At 44.0% G+C, this 7,076-nt stretch carries 5 protein-coding genes; 4 read left to right on the top strand and 1 reads right to left on the bottom strand.

The window, feature by feature from the left end; translation table 11 throughout:
• Window positions 1–79 precede the first annotated feature (79 nt).
• From FH755_RS13745 to FH755_RS13760, 4 genes are all read left to right on the top strand, one after another.
• Complete coding sequence (locus FH755_RS13745) at window positions 80–1,237, top strand: iron-containing alcohol dehydrogenase (RefSeq protein ID WP_292404114.1); 1,158 nt, start codon at window positions 80–82, stop codon at window positions 1,235–1,237.
• A gap of 15 nt (window positions 1,238–1,252) precedes the next feature.
• Window positions 1,253–2,242 carry a zinc-dependent alcohol dehydrogenase family protein gene (locus tag FH755_RS13750; RefSeq protein WP_007145346.1) on the top strand — a complete coding sequence of 330 codons (990 nt, stop codon included), beginning with the start codon at window positions 1,253–1,255 and terminating at the stop codon, window positions 2,240–2,242.
• A 15-nt stretch (window positions 2,243–2,257) separates the two neighbouring features.
• Window positions 2,258–3,361, top strand: coding sequence for an alkene reductase (locus FH755_RS13755; protein ID WP_289245437.1), 1,104 nt, complete (start codon window positions 2,258–2,260; stop codon window positions 3,359–3,361).
• Window positions 3,362–3,520: 159 nt separating this feature from the next.
• Window positions 3,521–5,458 carry a PQQ-dependent sugar dehydrogenase gene (locus FH755_RS13760; RefSeq protein ID WP_007145348.1) on the top strand — a complete coding sequence of 646 codons (1,938 nt, stop codon included), beginning with the start codon at window positions 3,521–3,523 and terminating at the stop codon, window positions 5,456–5,458.
• Between the two features lie 37 nt (window positions 5,459–5,495).
• Here FH755_RS13760 and FH755_RS13765 read toward each other — a convergent pair whose 3' ends face one another.
• Entirely contained in the window at window positions 5,496–6,983 is a 1,488-nt protein-coding gene (locus FH755_RS13765; RefSeq protein ID WP_292441676.1) for a sensor domain-containing diguanylate cyclase, read from the bottom strand.
• Between the last annotated feature and the right edge of the window lie 93 nt (window positions 6,984–7,076).

Genomic DNA, 7,076 nt, shown 5'->3' on the forward strand with positions numbered 1-7,076 from the left:
GCCGATTGAGGGCTATCGGCCGATAAGTAAAAATTGATGCCTCTCTACAGGCTAGCAAACACGGGGGCTTCGGAGGTTTTTGCAGTATTTGGAGGCAAAATCCCTAGGACCCCTTTTTGGTGAAGGTCAGGTTGCACAACTCGATGAGCTTGTGCCGAAAGATGCGCGTGTTTTAGTGTTGTTTGGTGGACAAAGTGCACGAAAAAACGGCACCCTAGACGAAGTCATTACTGCCCTTGGTAATCGTCATATAGAAGAGTTTGGCGGTATCGAAGCTAATCCTGGTTACAGTACCTTGATGCGTGCGGTTGAGCAGATTCGTCAAAATAAGTTGGATTATCTGTTAGCTGTTGGGGGTGGTTCTGTCATAGATGGCACCAAGTTTGTTGCTGCAGCTGTGCAGTGTGATGGTGACCCATGGCAGGAAATCTTAGTGAATCACGCCACAAATATTCGCCAGGCATTACCGTTTGGTTCAGTGCTTACCCTCCCCGCTACTGGCTCAGAAATGAATGCCAACTCCGTGATCACACGTTACGAAACACAAGAAAAACTGGCATTCAGCAGTAAGCTCGTCTATCCAGTATTTTCTATTTTAGATCCGACCAAAGCCTATACTTTGCCACCACGACAACTGGCGAATGGTGTAGTGGATGCCTTCACGCACATCATGGAGCAATATCTGACTTATCCGGTTAATGCCATGGTGCAGGATCGATTCGCAGAGGGATTATTGCAGACACTCATTGAGATTGGTCCTAAGCTGCTTGAGTCGCCTAATGATTACGATCTGCAGGCCAATTTCATGTGGACAGCGACATTAGCGTTAAACGGCTTGATTGGTGCCGGAGTTCCTCAGGATTGGGCAACTCACATGATCGGTCATGAAATCACCGCACTACATGGGCTGGATCACGCACAAACATTGGCGATTTTATTGCCCACAGTACTGCAGGAACAACGCGAGAAAAAATCCGCCAAATTACTACAGTATGCCGAGCGTGTCTGGGGACTCAACGAAGGCACTGACGACACTAAAATAAACATGGCGATCACAAAAACTCGCGATTTTTTTGAACGAATGGGTGTGAAAACACATCTGAGTGATTACCAGATTAATGCTGATGCTATTCCAGTGATGATCAAACAACTGGCTGAACATGGTCTGACCCAGCTTGGCGAACATAATGATATCGACCTCAAAAAAAGCCAACAAATTCTGCAAGCAAGCCTATAAATAAAGGAGCGCTTTATGACAAAAACAGTTCAATTTTCTCAGGTAGGTGAACCATCCGTTTTATCAATTATTGATGAAACCGTCCCAGCCCCTTCTGCTGATGAAGTACAGATCCAAGTCCATGCTATTGGTCTTAACCGTGCTGAGGCAATGTTCCGCCGTGGCCAATATCTTGAAACACCTGAACTCCCTGCCCGTATAGGCTATGAATGTTCAGGAACCGTTACTGCCGTCGGTGACAACGTCAAACATATCAAAGTTGGTGATGCCGTCAGTACCATTCCCAACTTTTCAATGAACCAATATGGTGCTTATGCAGAAGTCACCAATATGCCAGTTACCGCTGTCACTCATCACCCGGAGAATTTAAGCTGGCAGCAAGCGACATCAGTGTGGATGCAATATTTAACAGCGTATGGTGCCTTGATTGATATTGCCAAAATGCAAGCCAGTGATTATGTATTAATCCCAGCCGCGTCCAGTAGTGTCGGCATTGCTGCCATACAATTATGTAACCTGATTGGTGCCACACCTATTGCGATGACCCGAACAGCTGAAAAGGTAGAACAACTCCATCAGTTAGGGGCTAAACACGTGATTATCAGTGAACAAGATGATGTGGTAGATGCGGTGATGGCGATCACTGAAGGCCGTGGTGTCAATATCGTTTTCGATCCTGTTGCCGGCCCGATGTTAAACACCTTAGCTGAAGCCTGCGCACCATTAGCGATGATCTTTCAATATGGCGCATTAAGTGCTGACCCCACCCCTTATCCGCTGTTCCCCGCATTACAGAAAGGGCTCACAATTCGGGGGTACACGCTATTTGAATTCACCAGCGCTCCAGAACGTTTAAACAAAGCTAAAGAAAAAATCTTTGACTGGTTGAAGCATTCGCAGCTAAGCCCTGTTATCGCTAAAACATTTGAATTTGACGATATTGTCGCGGCCCATAGCTATCTGGAAGCCAATAATCAGTTAGGCAAAATTGTTATTACACTTTGAACTTAGGGATGCACTATGACAGCAATGAATCAACAAACTCAGTCGCTTTTATCACCTATTGAACTGGGTTCCATCAGCTTGAAAAACCGCGTGATAATGGCACCGCTTACGCGTAACCGTGCAGGTGAAGGTTTAGCCCCCACAGATATGAATGTTGAGTATTACCGTCAGCGAGCTTCGGCGGGGCTAATTATCACTGAAGCCACATTAATCTCGGCTCAAGGTATTGGTTATCCGAATACACCAGGCATATACAGCAAAGCCCAGATTGAAGGCTGGAAAAAAGTCACCAAGGCAGTCCATGCAGAAGGTGGCAAGATTGTCTTGCAAATATGGCACTGTGGTCGAGTCTCACATTCATCTATGTTGCCCGGTGGTATGAAACCACAAGCCCCATCAGCCATTAAACCTGCTGGTGAAGTTTATACCTACGAGGGTATAAAACCTTATGAAACACCACAGGAAATGACAAAGGATGAAATCAAGCAGACAATCGATGATTTCAGAACTGCCGCTTATAACGCCTTAACGGCAGGCTTTGATGGTGTCGAAGTGCATTCTGCCAATGGCTATCTGCTTGACCAATTTTTACGTGATGGCAGTAATCAGCGAACGGATGAATATGGTGGCAGTATTGAAAACCGCGCCCGTCTGACCCTAGAAGTCGTTGATGAAGTTTGCAAAATCTGGGGTTCAGACCGTGTTGGTATTCGTTTGTCTCCGTTGCAACCTTTTAATGATATGAAAGACAGTCAGCCCGAAAAAACTTTTGAGTACATTATCAAGGCGCTAAACAAGTTTAACCTGGCGTATTTACATATCACTGAAATGGGCGCTGAAAATCCAGGCGCTGCGGGCCCCGAGTTTGATTTAGGCCTATGTCGTGAGTGGTATCAGGGAACGTATATGACAAACAGTGAATATAATTTTGATACTGCCAATGTAGCGATCCAAAGTGGCGATGCTGACTGTATATCCTTCGGTAAGTTATTCATTGCCAACCCGGATTTAGTTGAACGTTTCTCTACTCGCGCCCCATTGAATACACCTGACAGCGATAGCTTTTATGGTGGTGATGAACATGGTTATATCGATTATCCCTTTCTCACTGAAAAATAACGATATGTAGAAACCAGCACAAACCCCGTTTTATTAGGCAAGCACCATGAGTATCAGTGACGTATCGTGTCCTGATACCACTCAAGCAGCGTATCGATTCTCTGTGATTCAATAATCGATACGCTGCACAGCAGGAAAATACATACTAAAGGAGGATGTATGACACTTAAGACAATAACACAGCTTATGCTAGCCGGTTCGTTAGGACTGATGGGACAGGCTGCATTTGCTGACCGAGCCGATGCGGAAGAAAATCTACACAAGCTCAAGCTGCCAGAAGGCTTTCATATTAATGTTTATGCCGAAGTCGAAGGTGCGCGTCAAATGGCCTTAGGCCAGTCAACAGGCACAGTATTTGTTGGCACACGCGGTAATAATGTCTTTGCGGTAGTCGATAAAAACAAAGATCGTAAAGCCGATAAAGTGGTGAAGATTCTTGATGATTTAAAAGTCGGTAATGGTGTAGCGGTGCATCAAGGCAACCTTTATGTTGCTGAGCAAAACCGTATTGCCATTTACCCCGCTCCGGGTTTCGATCTCAACTTACCATTTAAACAAATGCGTGAGGTTATTTACGATAAGCTACCGGATAAAGCACACCATGGCTGGCGCTATATTGCTTTTGGCCCTGATAACAAGCTTTATGTCACCGTAGGTGCCCCCTGTAATATCTGTAATCCTCAGGGTATTGAAGCCAGCATTATTCGTATGAATGCCGATGGCAGTGATGCTGAAATATATGCCAAAGGTATCAGAAACTCAGTGGGTATGGACTTCCAGCCCGACACTGGCACCCTGTATTTCACTGATAATAACGTCGATATGATGGGTGATGATAATCCACCGGGTGAACTCAATGCCGCACCTAAAGCCGGTATGCACTTTGGTTTCCCTTATTATGCGGGTGGCAAAGCGCAACATCCTGACTGGAAAGACAAACAAGCACCACAAGACGTCACGTTCCCTGTCCAGGAATTCCAGGCACATACCGCAAGTCTGGGTCTCAAATTCTATACAGGTGATATGTTTCCAGCTGACTACAAAGGCGATGCCATTATTGCTCAGCATGGTTCATGGAATAGAACGAGTCCTGTGGGTTACCAGTTAATGCGTGTCACATTTGATGATAATCATCAGGTGACAGGTCATGAAGTCTTTATCGATGGTTGGTTGCAGAATGGTGAGGCCTGGGGACGTCCGACCGATGTATTACAACTTGCCGATGGTTCCTTACTGATTTCTGATGATTATAACGATGTGATTTACCGTGTTAGTTATGGCGATGACAACGCATCTTCAACTGATGCCACGTCTCAATCAAATAGCAAAACAATCACTGATCTGCAGATGCCTGAATCAGCCATTGCAGCACCAGATGGTCGTGTATTTGTCACTGAAATTGGTGAGTTTGGTAAAGCCGGTGACGGTAAAGTCACGGTTATCGATAAGTCCGGACAAAAAACAACGCTGGCTACAGGCTTAAATGATCCCAAAGGCATCGATTTATGGAATAACGAACTGTATATCGCTGATGTCGATCATGTCGTTAAAGTAGATATGAAAGGTGATATCACAGTTATCGCCAAAGCCAAGGATTTTCCCGGAAAACCTGTCTTTCTGAATGATATGGAAATTGATGGTAACGGTACCTTATATGTCTCTGATAGCGGCACTGATGATGGAGAAAATGCCGGCATTTATCAAATTACTCAAGCAGGTAAAGTGAGCGAAATTTTGGATGATAAATCGGCTATTAAACGTCCTAATGGGTTGCTGATGGACGGTAATGACACGCTGTTAGTTGCTGACTTTGGCACAGGTGACTTGTATCGTGCGAATATCAGCTCGGGTAAAACTGAAGCACTGAACAAAGGCTTTGGTGGTGCTGATGGTCTGGTCAGAGACAGCAAAGGCTATCTGTATGTGAGTGATTGGCAAAATGGTAAGGTGTGGCAATTAGTTGAACCTAAAGCAACACCACAATTACTCAGTGATGACTTTGTCTCTGCTGCTGACATTAGTCTCTCAGCAGATGGTCAGTACCTGATGGTGCCGGATATGAAAGGCAGTAAGTTAGTCTATTTACCAATACAGTAATACAATAGAAAATGCCCGGTGTTATTCACCGGGCATTCTAAAATCCGGTGATCACACTTTGTGTCTCTGACGTCTTGAATGTGGGTTGTTTGAAAAAGTTATAACTGTTTTTGTTGTGTGATTTGACTTCATACATCGCAAGATCAGCGTACTTGAGTAATGTCTCAATATTATCAGCATTGAATGGATAGAGCGCGATACCAATGCTAGCACTGATAGTCACACTCATATCAGACTGACATTCTATTGGTTGCTGTAATATATTTAACAGTTTTTCTGCAATACTGCTCGCTTCTGATAAATCCGTGGTTAATCTGGCAAAAACAACAAATTCATCGCCTCCCCAACGTATCGCAATATCTTCAGCACGAATTGAACCTAATAATCGATTTGCAACCGCTATAAGCACTCTGTCTCCTGCTTCATGGCCAAATTGATCATTAACAGGTTTAAACCCATCCAAATCAATCATAAACAGGCCATATGAAAACCGCTTAGAGTCCGAAGATGAGATAAGTTGTTCAATTTTATTCTCACCTGCACCGCGATTATACAAATTGGTTAAGGCATCGACTTCAGCCTGCCCCTTTAACTTTTCTTCCCGATTGCGACGCTCTGAAATATCTTGCAAGACAATTTCAAAAGACGACGTCTTATCATCGTCTGTCATGACCGAAATAAGGCAGTATAACCACCTCGTTTGTGACCCCTCATCAACTTTTATATCAACTGCTCGTGACTCACCACTCGATAAAACTTCAGCAGCAGCTGATTCCAAGCGACTTCTTTCTTCATCAAATAGTGCAAAAAAGGAAAGGGAGTCTTGCTTTGAAATCTTCTGAAAACACTCATCACCAATAATCTGTTTGAAAGACGGGTTATGTAGCCTCATTTTGCCATCAATATCGACAATGGCGATACCGTGACTGGACTGTTCGAAAATATCTCTGAATCGGTTTTCTAACTCTTCCACTTCAAGTCGAAGCGTTCTTTCAAGATTAATATTCTCCTCGACCGAATTTAATAACTCATTTATATCGTGGGTTAATAAACCAATTTCATCGTATTGGTGAGACTGCGTTGGAATAATTCGCTCTTCACTGCCAATCCGAATACCATGCAAACGACTGGCAAGCCGTTTTATTTCAGTTATCAACTGTGTATTTAATAAGAAAATAATAAGTGTGATCAAAACAAACGTCTGAACAGAAATTAATATAACGTGATTGATAGCGGCCTTTCTCGCATCCGACTTAATCAAAGCGACATTCGGCACAAGATTTAATTTACCAACCATTTCACCGCTTGAAAAAGGAGATTCCAAATCAAACTTCATTGTTTGAGCGCCATCAGGTACCGTACCACGTAAAGCTAGCGATTCCTGCGTTGACTTTAACTCCACAGCTTTGACTAAATCACTGCCTGCAATCCCCTCAACGACTTCTTTAGCCAGTGTCAGATCATCTAAATAAGCAGCGATTGCAGCTGTATGGGGTCCTAGGGATTTTGCCTCCAAATACTGCAAAAACCGTTGAAGGCCCCGTATTTACTGGCCTCCAAGCCACTATTAATTTTAATTTAGCTCGAGTTTCAGTATCTTCTTCGGCCTTTGGGTCAA

The sequence above is a fragment of the Methylophaga sp. genome, from assembly GCF_009711715.1.
Taxonomy (GTDB): Bacteria; Pseudomonadota; Gammaproteobacteria; order Nitrosococcales; family Methylophagaceae; genus Methylophaga.